We start from the raw sequence: 24,631 nt of genomic DNA, 5'->3' as shown, positions 1-24,631 counted from the left end.
GGTTCGGAGGGGGAGCACGGTGGATTCCGTTCCACCAGAGGCACCGAGCGACTCGGACCTGCTCGCCCAGCACGTGGCGGGCGACCCCGACGCCTTCGGTGAACTCGTACGCCGCCATCGCGACCGGCTCTGGGCCGTGGCGCTGCGCACCCTGGGGGACAGGGAGGAAGCGGCCGACGCGGTCCAGGACGCCCTCGTCAAAGCCTTCCGCGCAGCCCACACCTTCCGCGGCCAGTCCGCGGTCACCACCTGGCTGCACCGGATCACCGTCAATGCCTGCCTCGACCGGGTCCGCAAGGCCGCCTCCCGCAGGACGTCCCCCGTGGACGACGCCGAACGACTCGACCAGCTCCTGGAGCCCCACGAATCGGCCGAGGCCCCCGCCGTGCGGCAGGACCTCCACCGTCAGCTCCAGAGGGCCCTGGCCACGCTGCCCGCCGAGCAGCGGGCGGCCCTCGTCCTCGTGGACATGCAGGGCTACCCCGTCGCGGAGGCGGCCAGCATCCTTGAGGTGCCGACCGGCACCGTGAAAAGCCGATGTGCCCGGGGCCGGGCGAGACTGGCCCCCCTGGTCCGACATCTGCGCGCGGAGATCGGGGGCCAGGCCCTCGACGGGGGGAGCGGTGCGGACGGAAGGAACCGGACTCCCGGAGCATCCGTCCCATCTGCGTCAGGCCCCAGAGACGCAGGATCCAGCGACCCTGCCGCTACGAAGGGAGGAGGTGGGCGCCCGTGACATCCACGGCCGACACGGCTCAGCACCCGGAGGTCTCCGAGATCTCCGATCTCACCGAGGGGCTGCTCTCCCCTTCCCGCACCGAGGAAGTCCGGCAGCACGTGACCGGGTGCGCCCTCTGCACAGAGGTCCAGGACTCCCTGGAAGAGATCCGGGAGCTGCTCGGAACGATGCCGGCACCCGAGCCGATGCCCGAGGACATCGCCGCCCGCATCGACGCGGCACTCGCGGCGGAGGCACGCCCCACCGCTCCCGCTGCGGACGAGCCCGTCGTGGTTTCACGTGAAACAACGACCGCCGAAGACGAGACCACCGAAGACACGACACCCGACCGAGCCACGAGCGAGCCCGCCCCCAGGAGTATCGGCACCTCCGCCCCGGACCGTCCTGCGGGCCGTTCCTCCGCCGCTACCGGACCGGGCCGCCGCAGCAGCCGGCGGCGGCGCGCGGTGGTCCTCGGCACCGCGTTCGGCGCCGCGGTCATCGGAATGAGCGTCTTCTTCCTCCAGTCCCTCGCCCCGTCCGGTGACTCCTCCAAGACCGCGGCCGACAGCGGAGTCAGCGCCGCGGACAGCGGCGCGCACGCCTACGCCGACGGAACGCTGGAATCGCAGGTGCAGGACCTCCTCGGCGGTGGAGCCGACCAGGAGAGCCCCGGCGCCAAGAAGGTGCCTCCGGGCGCGGACACCAAGTCGACGAGCGAGGCCATCACCCCCGACGCCGAGACCCCCAGGAGCCCTCTGAAGGCCCCTGCCGTCACCGTTCCCCCCTGTGTCCAGCAGGCCACCGGCCGCACCACGCCGGCCCTCGCCCTCGATGAGGGGACGTACCAAGGGACGGACACCTATCTCGTCGTCCTTCCGCACCCGGACGACCCCGCACGCGTACAGGCCTATCTCGTGGCCGCCTCCTGCGTGGAGACCGCCCCGGAGTCCACCGGGCAGCTGCTGCTCACCCGCGCCTACGACCGCCCCTGAACCGTCCGCGACCGCCGCGGCACGTTCGGGAATGCATCAGCCGTAGGATCCGTTGGGTGGGGTGTGAGTCGTAGAACCGACCCCGTAGGCAGTTAGGCAGTCTGCAGAAACGAGGAAGAGACCCGTGAGCGACGTCCGTAATGTGATCATCATCGGCTCCGGACCGGCTGGGTACACCGCCGCGCTGTACACCGCCCGCGCCTCGCTGAATCCGTTGGTCTTCGAGGGCGCCGTCACGGCCGGCGGTGCGTTGATGAACACCACCGACGTGGAGAACTTCCCCGGCTTCCAGGACGGCATCATGGGCCCCGAGCTCATGGACAACATGCGGGCCCAGGCCGAGCGCTTCGGTGCCGAGCTGATCCCCGACGACGTGGTCGCAGTCGACCTCACCGGTGACGTCAAGACCGTCACCGACACCGCGGGCACCGTCCACCGCGCCAAGGCCGTCATCGTCACGACCGGCTCCCAGCACCGCAAGCTCGGACTGCCCAACGAGGACGCCCTCTCCGGACGCGGCGTCTCCTGGTGCGCCACCTGCGACGGCTTCTTCTTCAAGGACCACGACATCGCCGTGATCGGCGGCGGCGACACCGCGATGGAGGAGGCGACCTTCCTCTCCCGCTTCGCCAAGTCCGTCACCATCGTCCACCGCCGTGACACCCTGCGTGCCTCCAAGGCCATGCAGGACCGCGCCTTCGCCGACCCGAAGATCAAGTTCGCCTGGGACAGCGAGGTCGCCGAGGTCAAGGGCGACCAGAAGCTCTCCGGTCTGACCCTGCGCAACACCAAGACCGGTGAGACCTCCGAGCTCCCCGTGACCGGACTGTTCATCGCCGTCGGCCACGACCCGCGCACCGAGCTCTTCAAGGGCCAGCTGGAGCTCGACGACGAGGGCTACCTGAAGGTCGAGGCACCCTCCACCCGCACCAACCTCACCGGTGTCTTCGGCGCCGGAGACGTGGTCGACCACACCTACCGTCAGGCCATCACGGCAGCGGGCACCGGCTGCTCCGCCGCCCTGGACGCCGAGCGCTTCCTCGCGGCCCTGGCCGACGCGGAGCCCGCCGAGCCGGAGAAGACCCCGGCCGTCTGAACGTCCGCACCGCATCACCACCCCGAGAGACTAAGGAGGCCGCCGTGGCCGGCGACCTGAAGCACGTTACGGATGACACTTTCGACGAGGTCGTTCTCAAGAGCGACAAGCCCGTTCTGGTGGACTTCTGGGCCGCCTGGTGCGGCCCGTGCCGCCAGATCGCGCCGTCGCTGGAGGCGATCGCGGCCGAGCACGGCGACCAGATCGAGATCGTCAAGCTCAACATCGACGAGAACCCGGCCACCGCTGCCAAGTACGGCGTGATGTCCATCCCGACCCTGAACGTGTACCAGGGCGGCGAGGTCGCCAAGACCATCGTCGGCGCCAAGCCGAAGGCCGCGATCCTCCGCGACCTCGAAGGCTTCATCAGCGCCTGATCGCGCCAGCGCAATGTTTCACGTGAAACGGGCCCACCCCTTCCAGGGGTGGGCCCGTTCCGTCTGGTGGTCGGCAGCAACGGCCCGGCCTCACAACGGCCGCAGCGCCGGTTCCTTCTGAACCGCCCCCAGAAGCCGGTCGATCGCCATCTCCACGTCTTCCTTCCAGGAGAGCGTCGTCCGCAGCTCCAGCCGCAGCCGTGGATACACGGGATGCGGCCTCACGGTCTTGAAGCCCACGGCCAGCAGATGGTCCGCGGGGAGTACGCAGGTGGCCTGCTCGGACCGCGCGTCTCCGAACGCCTCGATCGCCTTGAAACCACGGCGCAGAACGTCCTTCGCCACCGTCTGCACCATGACACGGCCCAGCCCCTGCCCCTGGTACTCGGGAATGATCAGCCCGGTGATGAGCTGAACGGCGTCGGGGGAGACGGGGCTGGTCGGGAAAGCCGTCGAGCGGGGGACGTACGCGGGCGGGGCGTAGAGCACGAAGCCCGCCGGCACGTCGTCCACATAGACCACCCGGCCGCAGGACCCCCACTCCAGGAGGACCGCGGAGATCCAGGCTTCCTTCTCCAGCTCCGGCTTGCCCGTCTTTACCGCGGCTTCCCCACTGACCGGGTCAAGCTCCCAGAAGACGCACGAGCGGCAACGCTCGGGGAGATCCGGAAGGTTGTCCAGGGTGAGTGGTGCGAGCCGACGTCCCATGACGGCGATCCCTCACTTCCTTCGCCCACCGCACCACGTGCGGCTGCCAGTGTGCTCCGTTCATGGAACAGACTGCCGACGAATCCCCCGACGGCGCCCAGACCCAGTCCGACCGTGACGAGCCGACTGCGGCTCACTCTTCGCAAGGCCTCCGCCCTCCTCTGAGGTCGATCACCGTGGATGCGCCGTCCCAGATCGCATCGTATCCACCCAGAGGTGATGCGGATACCGAGAGAGGGCAAAGGGCGGGCCGTGTTCCGGTATCCACCCGGAGCACGGCCCGCCCTTCCTCGGGTCCCGCTGCTCAGCCCTCGTCGTCCTCCTCGGACGTCTCGGCGAGCCGGCTCTCCAGCACACGGCCCTCGCCCGGGGCGAGACTGCCGAGGATCCGGTCCAGGTCCTCCATCGAGGCGAACTCGACGACGATCTTGCCCTTCTTCTGCCCCAGGTCGACCTTCACCCGAGTCTCGAAGCGGTCGGACAGACGGGTCGCCAGGTCGGTCAGAGCGGGGGACAGACGGCCACCGGCCCTCGGTCCCTTGGGCTTCGCAGAGCTCGTGGGGCGAGAGCCCATGAGCGTCACGATCTCCTCGACCGCACGCACCGAAAGCCCTTCGGCGACGATGCGGTGGGCCAGCCGGTCCTGCTCCTCGGAGTCGTCCACGGACAGCAGCGCACGGGCGTGGCCGGCCGAGAGAACGCCTGCGGCGACGCGGCGCTGCACCGGCGGCGAGAGCCGCAGAAGCCTCAGCGTGTTCGTCACCTGCGGCCGCGAACGGCCGATCCGGTCGGCCAGCTGGTCATGGGTGCACTTGAAGTCCTTGAGCAGCTGGTCGTACGCGGCAGCCTCCTCCAGCGGGTTCAGCTGGGCCCGGTGGAGGTTCTCCAGCAGCGCGTCCAACAGCAGCTTCTCGTCGTCCGTGGCGCGGACGATGGTGGGAATCCGCTCCAGGCCCGCCTCACGGCAGGCCCTCCACCGACGCTCGCCCATGATGAGCTCGTAGCTGTCCGGGCCCACCTTCCGGACGACGACCGGCTGGAGCAGGCCGACTTCCTTGATGGAGACGACCAGCTCGGCCAGCGCGTCCTCGTCGAAGACCTCACGGGGCTGGCGAGGGTTCGGGGTGATCGTCCCGATCGGCAGCTCGGCGAAGTACGCGCCGGAGGTCCCGGCATCCTGCTCGGACCGGCCCTCCGGGGTGGACGCCGGCTCCGGCACCACCGGGGCGGAAGGCAGTCCGGTCACCTTCGCAGCGGCCACTCCGCGCTCCGCCGTCAGAACCGGACCCACGCCGGACGACGCCGCACCGCCTCCGGGGGCCGACACCTGCTTCTCCTGGGGAGCGGCGGGGATCAGCGCACCGAGCCCACGCCCCAGTCCTCTACGACGCTCACTCACTGAATGCCCTCCGAAACGTTCTGCTGGCTGTTCTGACTGCTCGTGCGGGCGTGCTGAGCCTCGTAGTGGACGCCGACGCCCCGCAGGGCGATCTCCCGGGCCGCCTCAAGGTACGAGAGCGAACCGCTGGACCCCGGGTCGTAGGTCAGCACGGTCTGCCCGTAGCTCGGCGCCTCCGAGATGCGCACCGACCGCGGGATGCTCGTCCGCAGCACTTCCTTGCCGAAGTGGGTACGGACCTCCTCGGCGACCTGCGAGGCGAGCCTCGTCCGGCCGTCGTACATCGTCAACAGGATCGTCGAGACGTGCAGGTCCGGATTGAGGTGGCCCCGCACCAGGTCGACGTTCCTCAGGAGCTGACCCAGGCCTTCCAGCGCGTAGTACTCGCACTGGATGGGAATCAGCACCTCGGCCCCGGCCACCATCGCGTTCACCGTCAACAGACCCAGCGAGGGCGGGCAGTCGATGAGGATGTAGTCCAGCGGCTGCTCGTACGCCTGGATGGCCCGCTGGAGCCTGCTCTCCCGTGCCACCAGCGAGACCAGCTCGATCTCCGCACCGGCGAGATCGATGGTGGCGGGGGCACAGAAGAGACCTTCGACGTCCGGCACGGGCTGGACCACCTCGGAGAGCGGGCGGCTCTCCACCAGGACGTCGTAGATCGAGGGAACTTCGGCGTGGTGATCGATGCCCAGAGCCGTGGAGGCGTTGCCCTGCGGGTCCAGGTCGACCACCAGAACGCGGGCACCGTGCAGGGCGAGGGAAGCGGCAAGGTTGACCGTCGTGGTCGTCTTCCCGACCCCGCCCTTCTGGTTGGCCACCACCATGACGCGGGTGCGGTCAGGGCGGGGGAGCCCTTCGCCGGCGCGGCCGAGGGCCTCGACCGCCAGTTGAGCGGCTCGGCCGATGGGTGTGTCGTCCATCGGCGGCGGTGTTTCACGTGAAACACCCTCACCCACGGACTCGGTTCGGGGACCGGGGACCGGGTCGGTCATCGGTCCCGCGATGTTGGCGTCGGACCGCAAGGATTCACTCTCCTCGACTTCAGGCTCGCAATGAACAGAGCCTGCCATGCTTTCGGGGTCGTGAACCAGCGAGGCCCGCTGTTCTGTGGATGAATCCGTGCGTGTGGACAACTCGGCAACCCGTCCGGGCTTGCGGTCGCGCGGCGTGGCAGCCGCACGACCGCGGCCGATGATTCCCTGCAGCAGAGAGCGACGTTTCACGTGAAACACGATGCCCCTGCGAAGCAACTACCAGGCCACGACACTCCGCACGGAGTGCGTATCGCTACTTTCCGGTAGAACCACCGCCAAGCGGCTCAAGAACCAAGAAAACCCGCATAACGCCCGACCGGACAACGCTCCCGTCCAGTCCGCGCCGCCGCCCGGCAGGGCCTCCTCAGCGGCGCCTGCGCGTCCGCTCCGTCCGAGCGGCCTTGGCCCTCTTTGCGGCGAACCTCACACCTCCAGGGCTCTCTCCCACCACGACACGGACCACGGTGGAGAGCGGGTCGACCAGGCCTTCACCGACGTGGAGCACCTCGGTCTCCAGGACACCCAGCTTGCTGAGCGCGGCCCTGGCGCCGTTGAGCTCCTCCTCGGCGGTGTCGCCCTTGAGCGCGAGCATCTCCCCGTAGGGCTTCAGCAGGGGCACACCCCAGCCCGCCAGCCGGTCCAGCGGCGCCACCGCACGGGCGGTCACCACATGAACGGGCTGAAGCGTCCCGAGGACCTCCTCGGCCCGGCCGCGCACGACCGTCACATGGTCCAGGCCGAGCAGCTCGACGACTTCCTGGAGGAAGTTCGTCCGCCGCAGCAACGGCTCCAGCAGGGTGATCTTGAGATCGGGGCGCACCAGAGCCAGCGGGATGCCGGGCAGACCGGCGCCGGAGCCCACATCGCAGACGGTGACGCCTTCGGGCACCACCTCGGAGAGCACCGCGCAGTTCAGCAGGTGCCGCTCCCACAGCCGAGGGACCTCACGCGGCCCGATCAGACCCCGCTTGACCCCGGCATCCGCCAGAAGCTCCGCGTACCGGACAGCCTCCGGGAAGAGCTCTCCGAACACCGCCTGCGCCTCCGCAGGTGCCTGGGGGAGCTCTGCTTCCTCCGTCACGGGGACCGTCCTTCCATACCGCACTAGCGCACTGTGGGTGGCTGACTATCAGGCTGACAAAGATCGGCCCCGCCTGCGAACAGACGGGGCCGACAGTACAAGGATCCGGTCAGGCCGGGAGAACGACGACGAAGCGCTGCGGCTCCTCGCCCTCCGACTCGCTCCGGAGACCGGCCGCGGCGATCGCGTCGTGCACGACCTTGCGCTCGAACGGCGTCATCGGGTCCAGCTTCACCGGCTCGCCCGAGCTCTTGACCTCGTCCGCGGCCTTGGCACCCAGCGCCGCGAGGATCTCGCGCTTCTTGGCCCGGAAGCCACCGATGTCCAGCATCAGCCGGCTGCGGTCGCCCGTCTCCCGGTGGACGGCGAGCCGCGTCAGCTCCTGGAGCGCCTCCAGGACCTCACCGTCACGGCCCACGAGCTTCTGGAGGTCACGCGCCGATTCGCTGATGATCGACACCGCGGCCCGGTCCGCCTCGACGTCCATATCGATGTCGCCGTCGAGGTCGGCGATGTCGAGCAGCCCTTCGAGGTAGTCGGCCGCGATCTCGCCCTCCTGCTCCAGGCGGGTCAGCGTGTCGCTGCCGGCCTCAGCGGCGGCCGTGGAGGTGGTGCCTTCCGTCACGGATGGACTCCTTCTACTTCTTGGACGGGTGCTTGGGCCGCTGCGGGCCCTTGCGCTGTCCGGACTTGGCTTGGCGTGAGGAGCCGGAGGCGGGCTTGTCCGCCGACTTCGGCTTGTCGTCCTGCTTCTCGAGCGAGGTCTTGGAACCGGCTTCCGAGGACTCCGTGTCCTTGGCTCCACCGGCCGTGGCACCGGCCGTCTGGCGCTTCGCCTTGGTCTGGCGCTTGGGCTGCTGGCGCTTGTGCGCCTGGCTGCCCTCGGCGTCGGCCGCGGCGGTCTCGCTCTTCTGCACCGTGCCGTCCTCCTGGGCCGCGAGACCCAGCTTGCCGAGGCCGGTGATGAACTTGCGCTCGATGTCGTTGCGGTCGGGACCCTTGGCGACGATGGCCTTGACGGTGTTGCGCCGGGTGCGGCCGCGGACCTGCTCGTGGGCGGACACGCTCTTGAGGACCCGCTGGAGGTAGGCGTCCTGCGCCTTGCTGCCCGGCGTCGGGTTCTGGTTGATCACGTACATCTGCTGACCCATGGTCCAGACGTTCGTGGTCAGCCAGTAGACGAGGACACCGACGGGGAAGTTGATGCCCATCACGGCGAAGATGACCGGGAAGATGTACATCAGCATCTTCTGCTGCTGCATGTACGGGGTCTTCACCGTCAGGTCGACGTTCTTCGTCATCAGCTGGCGCTGGGTGAAGAACTGCGAAGCCGACATCAGCACGATCATGATCGCGGTGACGATCCGGACGTCCATCAGGGAAGCGTCGAGCGAGGTGACCTTCTCGACGCTGTCCGTGAACTTCGCGGCCAGCGGGGCGCCGAAGATGTGCGCCTGGCGCGCGCTGTCCAGCAGGTCCTGGTTGATCGCCCCGATCTTCTTGCCCGAGGCGATGGACGACAGCACGTGATACAGGGCGAAGAAGAACGGGGACTGCGCCAGGATGGGAAGGCACGAGGAGAGCGGGTTGGTGCCCGTCTCCTTGTACAGCTTCATCATCTCTTCGGACTGACGCTGCTTGTCGTTCTTGTAGCGCTCCTGGATCGCCTTCATCTTCGGCTGGAGCACCTGCATGTTGCGGGTCGACTTGATCTGCTTCACGAAGAGCGGGATCAGGCAGATCCGGATCAGCACCACCAGGGACACGATCGACAGGCCCCAGGCCCAGCCGGAGTCGTCGCCGAAGAGCGCCCCGTAGACCTTGTGGAACTGAACGATGACCCATGAGACGGGTGTGGTGATAAAGCTGAACAGACTGGCAATCGTGTCCACTAATCAGGCTCCTTGAGCATTGGGCGAGGTCTCTGCGGCCGGGCTCGGAGGTTCGGAGACCGACCCCCCGGACGGCACATCAGCGGCGGACTCCCCGCCCTTTTCGCCGCGCAGGGCATTGCGCAGCAGCTCGTGCCACCGCGGACGCTTGCGTGGCGGAACATGATCCACACCGCCGGGTGACCACGGATTGCACCGCAGGATGCGCCAGGCCGTCAGCGCTGTTCCCTTGATGGCACCGTGCCTGTCGATCGACGTATATCCATAGTGGGAACACGACGGGTAATAACGGCAGACAGGCCCGAGGAGTGGACTGATCGTCCACTGGTACAGCTTGATGAGAGCAAGCAGCGGGTACTTCATCGCGCGCCCCCTCCCAGCAGCCGCTGAAGGGCGGCGTCCAGGTCTCGGGCCAGCTGTGCATGGTCGGCGTCGCCCGAACCGGGCAGCGCCCGTACGACAACAAGGCTACCGGGGGGCAGCTGAGCCAGCCGGTCGCGGACCAGGTGGCGAAGCTTCCGCTTCACCGCGGTACGGACGACTGCGCCCCCCACGGCCTTGCTGACAACGAAACCCGCACGCGGCGGGGGAACAGTCTCCCCCGTCACGTGCGGGTCCGTGTCACCGCTGCATAGATGGACGACGAGCAGTGGACGTCCGGCTCGACGTCCTCGTCGTACCGCGGTCGCGAAGTCCTCGCGCCGCCTCAGCCGATTCTCGGTAGGCAGCACGTCATGGACCTGTTAGCGATCAGGCGGACAGGCTGCTGCGGCCCTTGCCACGGCGGTTCGCGAGAATCGCACGGCCGGCACGGGTACGCATGCGCAGCCGGAAGCCATGGGTCTTGGCGCGACGACGGTTGTTCGGCTGGAAGGTGCGCTTGCTCACTCGGGGGCTCCAGAAATGATTCGTGTGTTGGCGGGACATCGCCTGGCTGTCACCGTGCGCCCACGAGGAACTCGCGTAAACGCCTTAGTGCACCGCTTCACAATCACAGATCGTGATCTTTGCCCATCGGAGGCAGGCGGCAGCAGCCATCGACAACTCGACCTGGTCACGGTACGCGCGGCTACGCCATCCGGTCAAACCGGCTTCGCGTGACCCCTCATTGTGCACAGCCTGTGGACAACAACTTGAACCACGCGGCTCCGCCTGACTACCGTGGCTGAACTCCGGTTCTTTTCCTTCCCGACTGCCGGGCCTCACCCGACCCGACCCATCCCGTCCCGAGAACCACACATTCGTGGGACATGCGAGAGAGCGTGCCTTGTGGCTGACGTACCTGCCGATCTTGCCGCAGTGTGGCCGCGAGTGCTGGAACAACTCCTCGGGGAGGGCCAGCAGGGCATCGAGCCGAAGGACAAGCAGTGGATCGAGCGCTGCCAGCCCCTGGCACTCGTCGCCGACACCGCGCTGCTGGCCGTCCCCAATGAATGGGGCAAGCGCGTCCTGGAGGGCCGGCTCGCGCCGCTCATCAGCGAGACGCTGACCCGCGAGTGCGGCCGCCCCATCCGGATCGCGATCACCGTCGACGACTCCGCGGGCGAACCGCCCTCCCCGCCGATGCACCCGTCGCACCAGAGCCAGCAGGGCCACCGCTACCCGGCGCAGCCGCGCGACGACGGGTACGACGGATACGGCCACCGGCCCTCCGACGACGGGATGCCGACGGCCCGGCCGGCCTACCCCGACTACCAGCAGCAGCGCCCGGAGCCCGGCGCCTGGCCGCGTACCCAGGAGGACCTCTCCTGGCAGCAGCCGCGGCACGGCGGGTACCAGGACCGCGAGCAGCCCTCCGGCGAGCCGTACCGCGAGAGCGACGCGTACCGGGAGCGTGAGAACGAGCAGTACCGGGAGCAGCACGCGGAGCAGTGGCGCGAGCCGTACGGCACCGGGCGCCCCCAGCAGCCGCAGCACGACTACCGGTCGCAGCCGCCCGAGCACCAGGGGTACGAGCAGCGCCCCGACCGGCAGGACCAGCAGCAGCCGGGGCCCCGCCAGGGCGGCCACGGCCCCGGACGGACCGGCGGCTCGGTCCCCGGTCCGATGGGCGCCCAGCCGGCTCCCGCGCCGGGACCCGGCGAACCGCACGCCCGGCTGAACCCGAAGTACCTCTTCGACACCTTCGTCATCGGGGCGTCCAACAGGTTCGCGCACGCCGCGGCCGTCGCCGTCGCCGAGGCGCCCGCGAAGGCGTACAACCCCCTCTTCATCTACGGGGAGTCGGGGCTCGGCAAGACCCACCTGCTGCACGCCATCGGGCACTACGCGCGGAGCCTCTACCCGGGGACCCGGGTGCGGTACGTGAGCTCGGAGGAGTTCACCAACGAGTTCATCAACTCGATCCGCGACGGCAAGGGCGACACCTTCCGCAAGCGTTACCGCGACGTGGACATCCTGCTGGTCGACGACATCCAGTTCCTGGCGAGCAAGGAGTCGACGCAGGAGGAGTTCTTCCACACCTTCAATACGCTGCACAACGCGAACAAGCAGATCGTGCTCTCCTCGGACCGGCCGCCCAAGCAGCTGGTGACGCTGGAGGACCGGCTGCGCAACCGCTTCGAGTGGGGTCTGACGACCGACGTCCAGCCGCCCGAGCTGGAGACCCGGATCGCGATCCTCCGCAAGAAGGCGGTGCAGGAGCAGCTCAACGCCCCTCCGGAGGTCCTGGAGTTCATCGCCTCGCGGATCTCGCGCAACATCCGTGAGCTGGAGGGCGCCCTGATCCGGGTGACCGCCTTCGCCTCGCTCAACCGGCAGCCGGTGGACCTCGGGCTGACCGAGATCGTCCTGAAGGACCTGATCCCGGGCGGTGAGGAATCGGCGCCGGAGATCACCGCGCCGGCCATCATGGCGGCGACCGCGGACTACTTCGGCCTCACCGTGGACGACCTCTGCGGATCCTCGCGCAGCCGGGTCCTGGTGACGGCGCGCCAGATCGCCATGTATCTGTGCCGCGAGCTGACCGACCTCTCGCTGCCGAAGATCGGTGCGCAGTTCGGCGGCCGCGACCATACGACGGTGATGCACGCGGACCGGAAGATCCGGGCCCTGATGGCGGAGCGCCGCTCCATCTACAACCAGGTCACCGAGCTGACCAACCGCATCAAGAACGGCTGACGCCGGCTTCCCGGGCTTCTCCCGAAGCGTTTCTCAGGGGCGCCTGGCGCGGACCACCACGGTCCGCGCCAGGCGCTTTTCGCGTTCCCGGGGCCGCGCGGCGGGCTGTCCAGAGCCTCCATCGGGCTGTTCGAGGCCCGCGTCGAGCGCTCCGTCGAGCCCGCGCTGTTCGAATACGGGCTGCTCAGAGGCTCTTCTCCACAGATGGGGGAGAAATCTTCCGTCCACAGCCTGGGGACTGGGAAGTTGTCCATATTGCGTCCACAGGGCTCGCTGCCGATACTCCATCAGGCCAGGTCACCCGGCTGGGGATTTGTGGTCAACCGTCATCCACAGCCTGTGGACAGAGTTTTCGTCCACAGAGAGGTGTCGCGGTTGTCCACCGGCGACCCACAGGCTGAGCCTTGTTGTCCCCAGCTTCTTCCCGCTTCTCCACACCCCTGTCCACTGTTCGGCAACGCAACACACGCTCTCACCGCCCGGAGTGAAAGGCGTCACACCAAGGTGGCCGGTTGGGCTGTGGGGAACGTGGGTAAAGCTGGGGACAGGCCTGGGGAGAAGTGACCCCCTCCTGTGCATCGGGTGTGCAGAACTTTCGCCCGTCCACAGAAAGCCCTGGTTTTCCACGGGCGCCACCCACAGGACCGGTGGACAAAAAACAGTCGCTGACCTGCGCAAACGACGTTATCCACGGTATCCACAAGGCCTACTACTACTACCACCCAGAGTTAGCCAGGAATCAGCTTCGAAGTGGGGCCTGTGTACAACTCGACCGTCGACCGCCGCGAAGCTCTCGGCCCGACTTGACCCCGAGCAGCAACGACTGTCGGTGCCGTACGTCAGACTGGACCCCGGAGCCTCCCCAGCCCTCGGCAGGGAGCTCCGGTCCAGACGACGAAGGCCAGCAGGGCGAGCGAGCAACAGCAGGAGGCGGTTCCGGTGAAGATCCGGGTGGAGCGCGATGTACTCGCGGAGGCGGTGGCCTGGGTGGCCCGCAGCCTCCCGGCCCGTCCGCCGGCGCCCGTTCTCGCGGGCCTTCTGCTGAAGGCCGAGGACGGGGCTCTCAGCTTCTCCAGCTTCGACTACGAGGTCTCCGCCAGGGTCTCCGTGGACGCGGAGATCGACGAGGACGGCACGGTGCTCGTCTCCGGCCGGCTGCTCGCCGACATCTGCCGCGCCCTGCCCAACCGCCCGGTGGAGATCTCCACCGACGGTGTGCGGGCCACGGTCGTCTGCGGCTCCTCCCGCTTCACCCTCCACACACTGCCTGTGGAGGAGTACCCCGCGCTGCCGCAGATGCCGACCGCCACGGGCACCGTCCCCGGTGAGGTCTTCGCCTCGGCCGCCGCCCAGGTCGCCATCGCCGCCGGCCGCGACGACACCCTGCCGGTGCTCACCGGTGTGCGGATCGAGATCGAGGGCGACACGGTCACCCTCGCCTCCACCGACCGCTACCGCTTCGCGGTCCGCGAGTTCCTGTGGAAGCCGGAGAACGCCGACGCGTCCGCGGTCGCCCTGGTGCCCGCCAAGACCCTCCTGGACACCGCCAAGGCGCTCACGAGCGGCGACACGGTCACCCTGGCGCTCTCCGGCTCCGGCGCGGGCGAGGGCCTGATCGGCTTCGAGGGCGCCGGCCGCCGGACGACCACGCGGCTGCTCGAAGGCGACCTGCCGAAGTACCGCACGCTCTTCCCGACCGAGTTCAACTCCGTCGCGGTGATCGAGACGGCCCCCTTCGTCGAGGCCGTCAAGCGTGTGGCCCTGGTCGCCGAGCGCAACACCCCCGTACGGCTCAGCTTCGAGCAGGGCGTCCTCATCCTGGAAGCCGGTTCCAGTGACGACGCACAGGCTGTGGAGCGCGTCGACGCTGTGCTGGAGGGCGACGACATCTCGATCGCCTTCAACCCGACGTTCCTGCTGGACGGCCTGAGCGCGATCGACTCCCCGGTCGCCCAGCTCTCGTTCACCACGTCCACCAAGCCCGCCCTGCTCAGTGGCCGCCCGGCCCTCGACGCCGAGGCGGACGACGCGTACAAGTACCTGATCATGCCGGTCCGCCTCTCCGGCTGATCCCGGCCGGTCCTGGCCTCCCCCGGCCGACCGGGGGACGTATCCGCGGCAGTTTCCGGCGGGCCCGCTCGGCGCGGAGCGGGCCCGCCGTGCTGTCCCCCGCCGGGCGTAGGCTCGGTCCTGGGCGCACACGCCCCGACGCTTATCGCCTCGACGCTTAAGGAATCTCTGATGGAGCTCGGTCTCGTCGGCCTCGGCAAGATGGGCGGCAACATGCGCGAGCGCATCCGCCGCGCAGGTCACACCGTCATCGGTTACGACCGCAACCCGGATGTCGCCGATGTCCACAGTCTCGGAGAGCTTGTGGGCAAGCTGAAGGGCCCGCGGGTCGTCTGGGTCATGGTCCCGGCCGGTGCCGCGACCCAGTCCACGATCGACGAGCTCGCCGATCTGCTCTCGCCCGGCGACGTCGTCGTCGACGGCGGCAACTCGCGGTGGACCGACGACGAGAAGCACGCCGTCGAGCTGGGCATCAAGGACATCGGCTTCGTCGACTGCGGCGTCTCCGGCGGCGTCTGGGGCCTGGAGAACGGCTACGCCCTGATGTACGGCGGCACCGAGGAGAACGTGGCGAAGGTCCAGCCGGTCTTCGACGCGCTGAAGCCCGAGGGCGACTTCGGCTCCGTGCACGCGGGCAAGGTCGGCGCCGGCCACTTCGCGAAGATGGTCCACAACGGCATCGAGTACGCCATGATGCAGGCCTACGCCGAGGGCTGGGAGCTGCTGGAGAAGGTCGACTCCGTCACCGACGTGCGCGAGGTCTTCCGCTCCTGGCAGGAGGGCACGGTCATCCGTTCCTGGCTGCTCGACCTCGCGGTCAACGCGCTCGACGACGACGAGCACCTGGACAAGCTCCGGGGCTTCGCCGCCGACTCGGGCGAGGGCCGCTGGACGGTGGAGGCCGCGATCGACAACGCGGTGCCGCTGCCCGCGATCACGGCGTCGCTGTTCGCGCGGTTCGCCTCGCGTCAGGACGACTCGCCGCAGATGAAGATGATCGCCGCGCTGCGCAACCAGTTCGGCGGCCACGCGGTCGAGTCCAAGAACGAGAACTGATCGCGCCGCCGGCCACGCGCCGGCGCCGCGACCACCTGGAAGCACTGTCGGGAGAGGTCGGCCACCATGCACGTCACCCATCTCTCGCTGGCCGACTTCCGCTCGTACGCCCGGGTCGAGGTCCCTCTCGACCCGGGCGTCACCGCGTTCGTGGGGCCCAACGGGCAGGGCAAGACCAACCTCGTCGAGGCCGTCGGCTATCTCGCCACCCTCGGCAGCCACCGGGTCTCCTCGGACGCCCCGCTGGTGCGGATGGGCGCGGAGCGGGCGGTGATCCGTGCGGCGGTCACCCAGGGCGAGCGCTCCCAGCTGGTCGAGCTGGAGCTGAATCCGGGCCGCGCCAACCGCGCCCGTATCAACCGGTCCTCGCAGGTCAGACCGCGTGACGTGCTCGGGATCGTACGGACCGTGCTGTTCGCGCCGGAGGATCTGGCCCTGGTCAAGGGCGACCCCGGGGAGCGGCGGCGGTTCCTGGACGAGCTGATCACGGCGCGTTCGCCCCGGATGGCCGGGGTCCGCTCCGACTACGAGCGGGTGCTCAAGCAGCGCAACACCCTGCTGAAGTCCGCGGCGATGGCCCGGCGGCACGGCGGCCGCTCGATGGACCTGTCGACGCTCGACGTCTGGGACCAGCACCTGGGCCGGGTGGGCGCCGAACTGCTCGCGCAGCGCCTCGATCTGATCGCCACGCTCCAGCCGCTGGCCGACAAGGCGTACGGGGACGTCGCGCCGGGCGGCGGTCCGGTGGCGCTGGAGTACCGCAGCTCGGTCGGTGAGGACGTGGGCCCCGAGCACACCCGCGACGAGCTGTACGAGCAGCTGATCGCGGCGCTCGAAGGGGTCCGCAAGCAGGAGATCGAGCGGGGCGTGACCCTCGTCGGCCCGCACCGAGACGACCTGCTGCTCGGTCTGCGGGAGATGCCGGCGAAGGGGTACGCGAGTCACGGCGAGTCCTGGAGCTACGCGCTGGCGCTGCGGCTGGCCAGTTACGAGCTGCTGCGCTCCGAGGGCAACGAGCCGGTGCTGGTGCTGGACGACGTCTTCGCCGAGCTGGACGCCCGCCGCCGGGAGCGGCTGGCGGAGCTGGTGGCTCCGGGCGAGCAGGTGCTCGTGACGGCCGCGGTGGCGGAGGACGTCCCGGGCGTGCTGGCGGGGGCGCGGTACGCGGTGACCGCGGGCGAGGTGGAGCGCGTATGACCGGCCGGGGCGAGAGCGGTGCGGGCGCACGGGGACCGGCCTCCCGCGCGGGCGGTGCGGGAGCGGCTCGCGCGAAGGGCAAGGGCGCGGGCGCGGGCCGGGGCGGTGGGCCGGGAGACGCGTTGCCGGATCCGGCCGCTTCCGGGACGGCCGCCGGGACTTCGTCCGGGGCGTCCGAAGGAGTGCCTGAAGGAGCGCCGAAGCCGCCCGAGGTGACCGGCGTCGATCTCGCCCGGGTCGCGTTGCGGGCGGCGAAGGAGCAGGCCAGGGCGCGGGGCGCGGCGGCGCAGCAGAAGAAGCAGGCCAGGCGGGGCGGCGGGCTGCGCTCGGGCGCCCGGTCGGACGGCCGGGATCCGCAGCCGCTGGGCTCCGCGATCAACCGGCTCATCACCGAGCGGGGCTGGGAGACGCCCGCGGCGGTCGGCGGGGTGATGGGGCGGTGGCCGCAGATCGTCGGCGACGATCTGGCGAACCACTGTGTGCCCCTGCGGTACGACGACGATCCGGACGCCCGGGTGCTGACCGTGAGCTGCGACTCGACGGCGTGGGCGACGCAGCTGCGGCTGCTGGCTCCGCAGCTGGTGGCCCGGCTGAACGCGGATCTGGGGCAGGGCACCGTACGCATGATCAAGGTGGTCGGGCCGGGGGGCCCGGAGCGCCGGTTCGGTCGGCTGCGGGCGCCCGGCAGCAAGGGTCCGGGCGACACCTACGGGTGAGGGCGGGACCGCCGGGCGGAGGCGGTCCGGCCCGCGTGGGCCCGCGGTCAGGTTCTCCGCTCTCCTCGCCGCTTGGGTCCGGATCACCTCGCACCGCGCTGAGCTGCACTTTCGGCGTAAAATTGTCGTGTACCGGGCGGGCGTATGGGTGGATTCGTCGCGGTTCGCGCGAGAGGAAACCGGGCGGTACGGCCGGAGCGTCCCTCACCGTAGCGAGAGGTTGACAGGCCGAAGCGCTCAAAGCCCGTCAGGGCCTCTTGGAGCCCCTTCCTGAATATGGGGAGTCGTCAGCCGCTCATTCAGGGCGGCACATGCGTACTCAGGTACCGGCAAACCCCCATTCATGTCAGTGCTACCGGTAGACTGGTGAGTAATCCCGCCGCTGAGGCGGGAGTCGTCGATACAAGCCGAACGACGCAGCCGCTCCCGCCTGTCCGGAGAACGGCCTGTGCTGTGCCAGAAAGGGCGCTTCGTGGCCGATTCCGGCAACCCCAACGAGAACATTCCGTCCACAGCGGGCGAGAACGGCGAGGTCGCCGCCTCGTACGACGCCAGCGCGATCACCGTGCTGGAAGGGCTGGACGCGGTCCGCAAGCGGCCTGGCATGTACATCGGCTCGACCGGTGAGCGCGGCCTGCACCACCTCGTGCAGGAAGTCGTCGACAACTCGGTCGACGAGGCGATGGCGGGCCACGCGGACACCATCGACGTCACGATCCTCGCCGACGGCGGGGTGCGTGTGATCGACAACGGCCGGGGCATCCCGGTCGGCATCGTGCCGTCCGAAGGGAAGCCGGCCGTCGAGGTCGTGCTGACCGTGCTGCACGCGGGCGGCAAGTTCGGCGGCGGCGGCTACGCCGTCTCCGGCGGTCTGCACGGCGTCGGCGTCTCCGTCGTCAACGCCCTGTCCACCCGGGTCGCCGTCGAGGTCAAGACCGACGGCCACCGCTGGACCCAGGACTACAAGCTCGGTGTCCCGACCGCCCCGCTGGCCCAGCACGAGGCCACCGAGGAGACCGGTACGACGGTCACCTTCTGGGCCGACGGGGACATCTTCGAGACCACCGAGTACAGCTTCGAGACCCTCTCGCGCCGCTTCCAGGAGATGGCGTTCCTCAACAAGGGCCTCACCCTCAAGCTCACCGACGAGCGGGAGTCGGCGAAGGCGACGGCGGGCGCGGACAGCGCGGACGCGGTCGAGCCCGCCGAGGAGGAGACCGCCCGCACGGTCACGTACCACTACGAAAACGGCATCGTCGATTTCGTGAAGTACCTCAACTCCCGCAAGGGCGACGTCATTCACCAGTCGGTGATCGACATCGAGGCCGAGGACAAGGACCGCCTCCTCTCGGCCGAGATCGCCATGCAGTGGAACACGCAGTACACCGAGGGCGTCTACTCCTTCGCGAACGCGATCCACACGCACGAGGGCGGCACGCACGAGGAGGGCTTCCGCGCGGCGCTGACCTCGCTGGTCAACCGGTACGCGCGCGACAAGAAGCTGCTCCGCGAGAAGGACGACAACCTCACCGGCGAGGACGTCCGCGAGGGCCTCACCGCGATCATCTCGGTGAAGCTGGGCGAGCCGCAGTTCGAGGGCCAGACGAAGACCAAGCTGGGCAACACGGAGGCCAAGACCTTCGTGCAGAAGGTCGTCCACGAGCAGCTCACGGACTGGTTCGACCGGAACCCCAACGAGGCCGCCGACATCATCCGCAAGGGCATCGCCGCCTCGACCGCCCGGGTGGCGGCCCGCAAGGCGCGTGACCTGACCCGGCGCAAGGGGCTCCTGGAGAGCGCCTCGCTGCCGGGCAAGCTCAGCGACTGCCAGTCGAACGACCCCACCAAGTGCGAGATCTTCATCGTCGAGGGTGATTCCGCCGGCGGTTCGGCGAAGTCCGGCCGCAACCCGATGTACCAGGCGATCCTGCCCATCCGCGGCAAGATCCTGAACGTCGAGAAGGCCCGGATCGACAAGATCCTCCAGAACACCGAGGTCCAGGCGCTGATCTCGGCGTTCGGCACCGGGGTCCACGAGGACTTCGACATCGAGAAGCTCCGTTATCACAAGATCATTCTGATGGCGGACGCCGACGTCGACGGTCAGCACATCAACACCCTGCTGCTCACCTTCCTCTTCCGCTTCATGAGGCCGCTGGTGGAGGCCGGGCACGTCTACCTCTCGCGCCCGCCGCTCTACAAGATCAAGTGGGGCCGGGACGACTTCGAGTACGCGTACTCGGACCGGGAGCGCGACGCCCTGGTGGCGCTCGGCAAGCAGAACGGCAAGCGGATCAAGGAAGACTCGATCCAGCGCTTCAAGGGCCTCGGCGAGATGAACGCCGAAGAGCTGCGCGTCACGACCATGGACGTCGACCACCGGGTCCTCGGCCAGGTCACGCTGGACGACGCGGCGCAGGCCGACGACCTGTTCTCGGTGCTCATGGGTGAGGACGTCGAGGCACGGCGCTCGTTCATCCAGCGCAATGCCAAGGACGTCCGCTTCCTCGACATCTGAGTCGGCCGTACCAGCGACGCCGCAGCTCGAAAGGACTTTGACCAGCAATGGCCGACGAGAACACCCCTGTGACACCTGAACCCGTGACGCCCGAGGCGGAGATCGTGCCCGGTGTGGGCATGCGTGTCGAGCCCGTCGGGCTCGAGACGGAGATGCAGCGCTCCTACCTCGACTACGCGATGTCCGTCATCGTCTCGCGTGCGCTGCCCGACGTACGGGACGGACTCAAGCCCGTCCACCGCCGGGTGCTGTACGCGATGTACGACGGCGGGTACCGCCCCGAGAAGGGCTTCTACAAGTGCGCCCGCGTCGTCGGCGACGTCATGGGCACGTACCACCCGCACGGCGACTCCTCCATCTACGACGCCCTGGTGCGCCTCGCGCAGCACTGGTCGATGCGCATGCCGCTGGTGGACTCCAACGGCAACTTCGGTTCCCCGGGCAACGACCCGGCCGCCGCCATGCGGTACACCGAGTGCAAGATGATGCCGCTGTCCATGGAGATGGTCCGGGACATCGACGAGGAGACCGTCGACTTCCAGGACAACTACGACGGCCGCAACCAGGAGCCGACGGTCCTGCCGGCGCGCTTCCCGAACCTGCTGGTCAACGGCTCCGCGGGCATCGCGGTCGGCATGGCGACCAACATCCCGCCGCACAACCTGCGCGAGGTCGCCTCCGGCGCCCAGTGGTATCTGGAGCACCCCGAGGCCTCGCACGAGGAACTGCTGGACGCGCTGATCGAGCGCATCAAGGGCCCCGACTTCCCCACCGGCGCGCTGGTCGTGGGCCGCAAGGGCATCGAGGAGGCGTACCGCACCGGGCGCGGCTCCATCACGATGCGCGCGGTCGTCGCGGTCGAGGAGATCCAGGGCCGCCAGTGCCTGGTCGTCACGGAGCTTCCGTACCAGACCAACCCCGACAACCTCGCGCAGAAGATCGCCGACCTGGTCAAGGACGGCAAGGTCGGCGGGATCGCCGACGTCCGCGACGAGACCTCCTCGCGCACGGGCCAGCGCCTGGTCGTCGTCCTCAAGCGGGACGCGGTCGCCAAGGTCGTCCTGAACAACCTGTACAAGCACACCGACCTCCAGACGAACTTCGGCGCGAACATGCTGGCGCTCGTCGACGGGGTGCCGCGCACGCTGTCGATCGACGCGTTCATCCGCCACTGGGTGACGCACCAGATCGAGGTCATCGTCCGGCGGACGAAGTTCCGGCTGCGCAAGGCGGAGGAGCGGGCGCACATCCTGCGCGGCCTCCTGAAGGCCCTGAACGCCATCGACGAGGTCATCGCCCTCATCCGGCGCTCCAACACGGTGGAGATCGCGCGCGAGGGCCTGATGGGCCTGCTGGAGATCGACGAGCTCCAGGCCAACGCGATCCTGGAGATGCAGCTGCGCCGGCTGGCCGCGCTGGAGCACCAGAAGATCACCGCCGAGCACGACGAGCTCCAGGCGAAGATCAACGAGTACAACGGGATCCTGGCCTCGCCCGCCAAGCAGCGCACCATCGTCAGCGAGGAACTGGCGGCGATCGTCGACAAGTTCGGCGACGACCGGCGCTCCGCGCTGGTGCCCTTCGACGGTGACATGTCCATCGAGGACCTGATCGCCGAGGAGGACATCGTCGTCACGATCTCCCGCAGCGGCTATGTGAAGCGCACGAAGACGGACGACTACCGTTCGCAGAAGCGCGGCGGCAAGGGCGTGCGCGGGACGAAGCTGCGGGAAGACGACATCGTCGACCACTTCTTCGTCTCGACGACCCACCACTGGCTGCTGTTCTTCACGAACAAGGGCCGGGTCTACCGGGCCAAGGCGTACGAGCTCCCGGACGCCGGCCGGGACGCGCGCGGCCAGCACGTCGCCAACCTGCTGGCCTTCCAGCCGGACGAGAAGATCGCCCAGATCCTCGCGATCCGCGACTACGAGGCCGTGCCGTACCTGATCCTGGCGACGAAGGGCGGTCTGGTGAAGAAGACCGCGCTCAAGGACTACGACTCACCCCGCTCGGGCGGTGTCATCGCGATCAACCTGCGCGAGATGCCGGACGGCGGCGACGACGAGCTGATCGGCGCCGAGCTGGTGTCGGCCGAGGACGATCTGCTGCTCATCAGCAAGAAGGCCCAGTCGATCCGGTTCACCGCGACGGACGACGCGCTGCGCCCGATGGGCCGTGCCACCTCGGGCGTCAAGGGGATGAGTTTCCGCGAGGGCGACGAACTGCTCTCGATGAATGTCGTCCGGCCCGGTACGTTCGTCTTCACCGCTACCGACGGCGGGTACGCGAAGCGGACCCCCGTCGACGAGTACCGCGTCCAGGGCCGCGGCGGCCTCGGCATCAAGGCCGCCAAGATCGTGGAGGACCGCGGATCGCTCGTCGGTGCGCTGGTGGTCGAGGAGACCGACGAGATTCTCGCCATCACGCTCGGCGGTGGTGTGATTCGTACGCGAGTCAATGAAGTCAGGGAGACGGGCCGTGACACCATGGGCGTCCAACTGATCAATCTGGGCAAGCGCGACGCCGTCGTCGGCATCGCGCGCAATGCCGAGGCCGGTCGTGAGGCGGAAGAGGTCGATGGGGCCGATGACGTCGAGGGCGGGCCGGCCGGGGTTCACGCCGAGGGCGTGGACGAGGGCACTGTCGGGGGCACGGAGCCTTCGACCGGGGAGCACGAGGAGTAGAGCGTGAGTGGAGCCACGGGCGCCGGTTCGGCCGCTTCCGGAGCTGGAGCGAACGGTGCCCGTGGCCCTGCCACGGACTCCCAAGGGGGCACTGTGACGGACACACGAGGGCCTCAGCCCCAGTACGAGGGTTACGCGACCGGGCCCCTGCCCGGCGAGCGTGAGCCCGCACCGGGGCCGTCGGGGCCGTACCACCCGCCCCAGGCGTACCAGGCGCCCGGCGGCGGCACCCAGGGCGGCCAGCAGCGCCCCGGACAGCCGGGGGGCGACACGCTGGGCGGCGCGCAGGGCGTGGGCGGCGCCCAGGCGACGCGCAAGCCGCGCACGGGGGCGCGGACCACTCCGCGTACCCGCAAGGCACGTCTGCGGGTGGCCAAGGCCGACCCGTGGTCGGTGATGAAGGTCAGCTTCCTGCTGTCGATCGCGCTGGGCATCTGCACGGTGGTGGCGTCGGCGGTGCTGTGGATGGTCATGGACGCGATGGGCGTCTTCGAGACCGTCGGCGGCACGATCAGCGAGGCCACCGGCTCGAACGAGAGCAACGGCTTCGATCTGCAGTCGTTCCTGTCGCTGCCGCGCGTGCTCATCTTCACCTCGGTCATCGCCGTGATCGACGTGGTGCTGGCCACCGCGCTGGCGACGCTGGGCGCCTTCATCTACAACCTGTCGGCGGGCTTCGTGGGCGGCGTCGAGCTCACGCTGGCCGAGGACGAGTAGCGCGCCGGGTATCGATTTTGGGACTGGCCCCGACGTGCGCTAATCTTCAGAAGTCAGCGCAGCAGCGCGGCGGGGCTATAGCTCAGTTGGTTAGAGCGCATCCCTGATAAGGATGAGGCCACAGGTTCAAATCCTGTTAGCCCCACCAGCACGAAGGCCCCTCACCGGTAACGGTGGGGGGCCTTTGGCATCCACGGCTGACATCAGCCGATCCGGCTAGTCCTGAATCAGCAGGTCCGGATGTGTGAACACAAAGATCATGTAAGCCACCGCAGCTGCTGCCCCTACGGTCGAGAGCGCCAGTCCAAGCCGAGGCTGAGCACGGCTGGTGTCGTGACGTGAGGCAGCGCGGTATTCGATGACACCCCGGACGATGCCTGTCAGTCCCAGCGGCAGGGCCAGTAGCCAGACAAGCATCCAGAACGGACAGCAGAACCAGAGGGCGACGGAGGCCCCGCCGAAAGCGACGGCGAGACTCGTTTGTTCTGGTCTGTCGCCGGTCGAGTCATCGGTACGGGCCATGCGCTGATCAAAGCAGCATCGGAACGGGCGTTCGGTACCGCCCCTGGACAGGTCCGTCCCCTCACGTGCTCGATCCAGGGACGAACGCGGGCGGTCGACGCCGGACCGCGACGGGCGACACGGAAAGGGCCCCCGGCCGGTGTGAACCGGACCAGGGGCCCCGGAGTGCGGTGGGCGCCGGGATCAGGGGGGTGGCGCCGGGGAGTCGCCTTCCGGGGCTGTGGAGTGGGGGCCGGCCGGGCCGGTCGTGCGTGCGGTCTCCGCGGGGTCGAGCGACAGGTGACGCGTGGCCGGGGAGGAGCCGTGGGCCTCGGCGCGGATGCGCTGCTTCATCGTGGGCGGAAGCGCCCGGTCACGCGGAAGGGTCCATCGGACCGAGGGAGCGATCGGAGTTGCCGCGGTGGGGGCCGTGTGCTCCTGGGTCGTGGTGCTCGGCTGCGCCGCGGCGTTCGTGGCGTTCGCTGCGCCCGCCGTGGCGGTGGCGAGGCCCAGCGACGCCAGGAGGGCGAAGAAGGCGGTGATGAAGGCGGTCCAGAGGTTCTTGGGCTGGAAGGTGCTCATGGCCCCTCGCTTTCGTACAGTCCGGTTGCTGACTTCTCCGATCATGTGGATCCGGGCCGTGATTCCGAGGAGCGACGCCCGCTCTGCGCAGATCTTCGGATGAACACCACTCGTATGGTGCAACCGGTGTGGACAGGCCCTCGCGGGCGGTCGGAAGAGGGTGC

23 protein-coding genes and 1 tRNA gene are annotated in these 24,631 nt (G+C 69.0%); 13 read left to right on the top strand and 11 right to left on the bottom strand.

The genetic code is table 11. The annotated features are described in order from the left end of the window. Positions 1 to 19 precede the first annotated feature (19 nt). From sigM to trxA, 4 genes are all read left to right on the top strand, one after another. On the top strand, positions 20 to 736 hold the full coding sequence (sigM, locus tag OG245_RS18630) for an RNA polymerase sigma factor SigM (RefSeq protein WP_371624633.1): 717 nt from the start codon (positions 20 to 22) through the stop codon (positions 734 to 736). Then, positions 733 to 1,713: a hypothetical protein gene (locus OG245_RS18625; protein ID WP_371624632.1), complete on the top strand. Its 981-nt coding sequence runs from the start codon at positions 733 to 735 to the stop codon at positions 1,711 to 1,713. Before sigM ends, OG245_RS18625 begins: the two co-directional genes overlap by 4 nt. 124 nt (positions 1,714 to 1,837) lie before the next feature. Continuing rightward, positions 1,838 to 2,809, top strand: a complete 972-nt coding sequence (gene trxB / locus OG245_RS18620) for a thioredoxin-disulfide reductase (RefSeq protein WP_032790329.1) — start codon at positions 1,838 to 1,840, stop codon at positions 2,807 to 2,809. A gap of 44 nt (positions 2,810 to 2,853) precedes the next feature. After that, on the top strand, positions 2,854 to 3,186 hold the full coding sequence (gene trxA / locus OG245_RS18615) for a thioredoxin (RefSeq protein ID WP_018957328.1): 333 nt from the start codon (positions 2,854 to 2,856) through the stop codon (positions 3,184 to 3,186). Positions 3,187 to 3,276: 90 nt separating this feature from the next. Here the strand turns inward: trxA and OG245_RS18610 are convergent, their stop codons facing one another. The 9 genes from OG245_RS18610 to rpmH form a co-directional block, all read right to left on the bottom strand. Continuing rightward, the gene (locus OG245_RS18610; protein WP_371624631.1) at positions 3,277 to 3,894 is read right to left on the bottom strand and encodes a GNAT family N-acetyltransferase; all 618 of its coding nucleotides are present in this window, start codon (positions 3,892 to 3,894) and stop codon (positions 3,277 to 3,279) included. 304 nt (positions 3,895 to 4,198) lie between these two features. Continuing rightward, positions 4,199 to 5,293 (bottom strand): ParB/RepB/Spo0J family partition protein, encoded by a 1,095-nt coding sequence (locus tag OG245_RS18605; RefSeq protein WP_371624630.1) that lies wholly within the window; start codon positions 5,291 to 5,293, stop codon positions 4,199 to 4,201. Further along, positions 5,290 to 6,366, bottom strand: a complete 1,077-nt coding sequence (locus OG245_RS18600) for a ParA family protein (RefSeq protein ID WP_371624629.1) — start codon at positions 6,364 to 6,366, stop codon at positions 5,290 to 5,292. Before OG245_RS18600 ends, OG245_RS18605 begins: the two co-directional genes overlap by 4 nt. Positions 6,367 to 6,694: 328 nt before the next feature. Beyond that, the gene (gene rsmG, locus OG245_RS18595) at positions 6,695 to 7,411 is read right to left on the bottom strand and encodes a 16S rRNA (guanine(527)-N(7))-methyltransferase RsmG (protein ID WP_371624628.1); all 717 of its coding nucleotides are present in this window, start codon (positions 7,409 to 7,411) and stop codon (positions 6,695 to 6,697) included. Between the two features lie 109 nt (positions 7,412 to 7,520). Then, the gene (locus OG245_RS18590; RefSeq protein ID WP_097865601.1) at positions 7,521 to 8,036 is read right to left on the bottom strand and encodes a R3H domain-containing nucleic acid-binding protein; all 516 of its coding nucleotides are present in this window, start codon (positions 8,034 to 8,036) and stop codon (positions 7,521 to 7,523) included. Positions 8,037 to 8,049: 13 nt separating this feature from the next. Next, the gene (gene yidC, locus OG245_RS18585; RefSeq protein WP_371624627.1) at positions 8,050 to 9,303 is read right to left on the bottom strand and encodes a membrane protein insertase YidC; all 1,254 of its coding nucleotides are present in this window, start codon (positions 9,301 to 9,303) and stop codon (positions 8,050 to 8,052) included. 3 nt (positions 9,304 to 9,306) lie between these two features. Then, positions 9,307 to 9,666 (bottom strand): membrane protein insertion efficiency factor YidD, encoded by a 360-nt coding sequence (gene yidD / locus OG245_RS18580; RefSeq protein ID WP_006125986.1) that lies wholly within the window; start codon positions 9,664 to 9,666, stop codon positions 9,307 to 9,309. Continuing rightward, positions 9,663 to 10,034 carry a ribonuclease P protein component gene (rnpA, locus tag OG245_RS18575; RefSeq protein ID WP_371624626.1) on the bottom strand — a complete coding sequence of 124 codons (372 nt, stop codon included), beginning with the start codon at positions 10,032 to 10,034 and terminating at the stop codon, positions 9,663 to 9,665. The genes yidD and rnpA overlap by 4 nt, the downstream gene beginning before the upstream one ends. 19 nt (positions 10,035 to 10,053) lie before the next feature. After that, positions 10,054 to 10,191, bottom strand: a complete 138-nt coding sequence (rpmH, locus tag OG245_RS18570; RefSeq protein ID WP_003967884.1) for a 50S ribosomal protein L34 — start codon at positions 10,189 to 10,191, stop codon at positions 10,054 to 10,056. Between the two features lie 381 nt (positions 10,192 to 10,572). Here rpmH and dnaA point away from each other — a divergent pair, with 381 nt between their 5' ends. From dnaA to OG245_RS18525, 9 genes are all read left to right on the top strand, one after another. Beyond that, positions 10,573 to 12,423: a chromosomal replication initiator protein DnaA gene (gene dnaA / locus OG245_RS18565; protein WP_371624625.1), complete on the top strand. Its 1,851-nt coding sequence runs from the start codon at positions 10,573 to 10,575 to the stop codon at positions 12,421 to 12,423. Positions 12,424 to 13,362: 939 nt separating this feature from the next. Beyond that, entirely contained in the window at positions 13,363 to 14,493 is a 1,131-nt protein-coding gene (gene dnaN, locus OG245_RS18560) for a DNA polymerase III subunit beta (protein ID WP_073799901.1), read from the top strand. A 171-nt stretch (positions 14,494 to 14,664) separates the two neighbouring features. After that, positions 14,665 to 15,549 carry a phosphogluconate dehydrogenase (NAD(+)-dependent, decarboxylating) gene (gene gnd, locus OG245_RS18555; protein ID WP_371624624.1) on the top strand — a complete coding sequence of 295 codons (885 nt, stop codon included), beginning with the start codon at positions 14,665 to 14,667 and terminating at the stop codon, positions 15,547 to 15,549. Between the two features lie 66 nt (positions 15,550 to 15,615). Next, positions 15,616 to 16,746, top strand: coding sequence for a DNA replication/repair protein RecF (gene recF, locus OG245_RS18550; RefSeq protein ID WP_371624623.1), 1,131 nt, complete (start codon positions 15,616 to 15,618; stop codon positions 16,744 to 16,746). A 212-nt stretch (positions 16,747 to 16,958) separates the two neighbouring features. Continuing rightward, the gene (locus OG245_RS18545) at positions 16,959 to 17,462 is read left to right on the top strand and encodes a DUF721 domain-containing protein (protein ID WP_371627916.1); all 504 of its coding nucleotides are present in this window, start codon (positions 16,959 to 16,961) and stop codon (positions 17,460 to 17,462) included. 448 nt (positions 17,463 to 17,910) lie between these two features. Further along, positions 17,911 to 19,980, top strand: a complete 2,070-nt coding sequence (gene gyrB, locus OG245_RS18540; RefSeq protein ID WP_371624622.1) for a DNA topoisomerase (ATP-hydrolyzing) subunit B — start codon at positions 17,911 to 17,913, stop codon at positions 19,978 to 19,980. 47 nt (positions 19,981 to 20,027) lie between these two features. After that, the gene (gene gyrA, locus OG245_RS18535; protein ID WP_371624621.1) at positions 20,028 to 22,667 is read left to right on the top strand and encodes a DNA gyrase subunit A; all 2,640 of its coding nucleotides are present in this window, start codon (positions 20,028 to 20,030) and stop codon (positions 22,665 to 22,667) included. A gap of 93 nt (positions 22,668 to 22,760) precedes the next feature. Beyond that, positions 22,761 to 23,384, top strand: coding sequence for a DUF3566 domain-containing protein (locus OG245_RS18530; protein ID WP_371624620.1), 624 nt, complete (start codon positions 22,761 to 22,763; stop codon positions 23,382 to 23,384). 71 nt (positions 23,385 to 23,455) lie between these two features. Next, positions 23,456 to 23,532: transfer RNA gene (locus OG245_RS18525), tRNA-Ile, on the top strand. A 68-nt stretch (positions 23,533 to 23,600) separates the two neighbouring features. Here the strand turns inward: OG245_RS18525 and OG245_RS18520 are convergent. Together OG245_RS18520 and OG245_RS18515 are read right to left on the bottom strand one after the other, a co-directional pair. Further along, positions 23,601 to 23,906, bottom strand: a complete 306-nt coding sequence (locus OG245_RS18520) for a hypothetical protein (protein ID WP_371624619.1) — start codon at positions 23,904 to 23,906, stop codon at positions 23,601 to 23,603. A gap of 183 nt (positions 23,907 to 24,089) precedes the next feature. Then, positions 24,090 to 24,467, bottom strand: coding sequence for a DUF6344 domain-containing protein (locus tag OG245_RS18515; protein WP_371624618.1), 378 nt, complete (start codon positions 24,465 to 24,467; stop codon positions 24,090 to 24,092). Positions 24,468 to 24,631: the final 164 nt, after the last annotated feature.

The organism is Streptomyces sp. NBC_01116, assembly GCF_041435495.1.
Classification (GTDB): domain Bacteria; phylum Actinomycetota; class Actinomycetes; order Streptomycetales; family Streptomycetaceae; genus Streptomyces.
This window is presented reverse-complemented; position numbering and strand designations above follow the sequence as displayed.

What these genes read in the sequence shown, in the direction of transcription:
- gnd (WP_371624624.1), top strand. Translation starts at nt 14,665, where the DNA reads ATGGAGCTCGGTCTCGTCGGCCTCGGCAAGATGGGCGGCAACATGCGC.
- yidD (WP_006125986.1), bottom strand. Translation starts at nt 9,666, where the DNA reads ATGAAGTACCCGCTGCTTGCTCTCATCAAGCTGTACCAGTGGACGATC.
- OG245_RS18515 (WP_371624618.1), bottom strand. Translation starts at nt 24,467, where the DNA reads ATGAGCACCTTCCAGCCCAAGAACCTCTGGACCGCCTTCATCACCGCC.
- recF (WP_371624623.1), top strand. Translation starts at nt 15,616, where the DNA reads ATGCACGTCACCCATCTCTCGCTGGCCGACTTCCGCTCGTACGCCCGG.
- gyrA (WP_371624621.1), top strand. Translation starts at nt 20,028, where the DNA reads ATGGCCGACGAGAACACCCCTGTGACACCTGAACCCGTGACGCCCGAG.
- OG245_RS18610 (WP_371624631.1), bottom strand. Translation starts at nt 3,894, where the DNA reads ATGGGACGTCGGCTCGCACCACTCACCCTGGACAACCTTCCGGATCTC.
- OG245_RS18520 (WP_371624619.1), bottom strand. Translation starts at nt 23,906, where the DNA reads ATGGCCCGTACCGATGACTCGACCGGCGACAGACCAGAACAAACGAGT.
- OG245_RS18600 (WP_371624629.1), bottom strand. Translation starts at nt 6,366, where the DNA reads ATGGCAGGCTCTGTTCATTGCGAGCCTGAAGTCGAGGAGAGTGAATCC.